The organism is Paraburkholderia sp. RL18-085-BIA-A (assembly GCF_046027075.1).
Taxonomy (GTDB): Bacteria; Pseudomonadota; Gammaproteobacteria; order Burkholderiales; family Burkholderiaceae; genus Paraburkholderia.
Genome location: NZ_JARESU010000376.1, coordinates 1 through 1,935 on the forward strand (window position 1 = coordinate 1; position 1,935 = coordinate 1,935).

Sequence of the window (1,935 nt, forward strand, 5' to 3'; positions counted from 1 at the left end):
CCGGTGCCCGAAGCAGACCTATGTTGCGAGTGCTCACGATTGAAGATGACGATATCGCCGCAAACGAAATCGTCAATGAACTGACGCGACGCGGATACTCCGTTCTGCGCATCAGCAATGGGCGCGATGGCATGACTCACGCGCTCAACGACGAATACGATCTCATCACCCTCGACAGGATGTTGCCCGGAGTCGATGGTCTGACGATATTGAAGACGATGCGCAGCATCGGCATTACCACGCCCGTCCTGATGGTGAGCGCGCTGGGCGATGTCGACGAGCGTGTGCGGGGGTTGCGCGCGGGTGGCGACGACTATCTGACGAAGCCATTCGATCCCGAAGAAATGGTTGCGCGGCTCGAAGTGCTGCTGCGCCGACGCGCGACGCCGCCTGCTCAGTCGGAAACGGCGCTGAACGTCGGTCCCATCGAACTCGACCTCATCTCCCGCAAGGTCACCCGCGGCGGGCAGGAGATTCTTCTTCTGCCGACTGAGTACCGGGTGCTTGAGTACATGATGCGCCATGCCGGGCGAACGATCACACGTACCATGCTGTTCGAGGCGGTGTGGGGCTATCACTTCGATCCCGGCACGAACCTGATCGACGTCCATATGGGAAGGCTGCGCAAAAAGATTGATCCACCGGGGACACAGCCCATGATTCAGACGGTACGCGGCTCAGGTTATATCTTCGGCTAATCGATCATTCGCTAACCAGATGACTATTGCACCTCGCTCGAGCCTCGGGCGCCGCTGGCACTCGGCGAGCTTTCGCCTGCTGTCGGCCTACGGGCTAACGTTCGCGATCACGTTGATGACACTGCTCGGCCTGCTGTGTTTTGTCGTGATGGGAGAAATGGAGCGCCAGAACGATATTGTGATGGACTGGCAACTCGCATATTTCGATTCGCTCCCGCATGACGAGGTTGCCGAAGCCGTGCAGCGCCGTATCGAGCATGAGCGGATGCATGCGGACTACTATGGATTGTTTACGGCGCAGGGGAAGCATGTTGCGGGCGACGTGATACGTCTGCCACGCGAAGTGCCCACCGACCGCCGTCCCGTCACGCTGGCTCACACGCTGCCTGTCGGCGAGGGGTTGAGTGCACCCGTGGTGCGCGCGATGGCAAATCGCAACAGCAACGGCGACATTGTCGTTGTGGCGCGCGACCTCACCCATATCATCCGGATCCGCGACGACATCGTGAAAACGCTGGTCATTGCCGGCGTGTTCTGCCTGATCGCCGGGATGGCGGGCGGCCTTGCGTTGAGCCTGCGGCAAGTGCGCCGCGTGCGTGACATCCGGCGGGTCACGCAACAGATCGCGCAAGGCGATCTGCATCAACGGTTGCCCGTGGGCGGGCGGGATGAACTCGACATGCTCGCGCATCTCGTCAATCACATGCTCGATGAGGTCGAACGGCTGATGACGGAAGTAAAAGACGCGTGCGACGGCATTGCGCACGACCTGCGCACGCCACTTGCTCACGTGCGCACGCTGCTTGCCCACATCGACGAGCGCGCGCAGCCGCTTGGGGACTCCGCGCTTCTGGACATACTGTCGCGCGCGCGCACGGAAACGGATCAATTGCTCGAGCGCTTTCGCGCCATGTTGCGCATTTCGGAGATCGGCGCGTTGCAACGTCGTGGCGGATTTGCACAGGTGCAACTGGAGGATCTGGTGCGCGACATCTGTGAACTGTATGAGCCGCTTGCCGAGACGCGCTCGATCGCATTGACGGTGCAGACCGAACCCGTCAAGCGCATTCACGGCGACCGGGCATTGCTCTTCGAAGCATTGAGCAATCTTGTCGATAATGCGGTGAAATTCACGCGCGATAGCGGGGCAGTCAGAATCGAACTGAGGCAAACCCCCCGCGGTCCGCAGGCGGTCGTGATCGACGACGGGCCCGGCATTCCCCGTGCCGAACGCGGG

The 1,935-nt window shown here is 61.1% G+C and carries 2 protein-coding genes; both read left to right on the plus strand.

Annotated features, from left to right (window positions below; genetic code table 11):
• The first annotated feature begins 20 nt into the window (after positions 1-20).
• On the plus strand, positions 21-698 hold the full coding sequence (locus P0D89_RS52545; protein WP_408379554.1) for a response regulator transcription factor: 678 nt from the start codon (positions 21-23) through the stop codon (positions 696-698).
• A 19-nt stretch (positions 699-717) separates the two neighbouring features.
• The coding region (locus tag P0D89_RS52550) for a sensor histidine kinase (protein WP_408379551.1) at positions 718-1,935 on the plus strand (1,218 nt) is incomplete at its 3' end.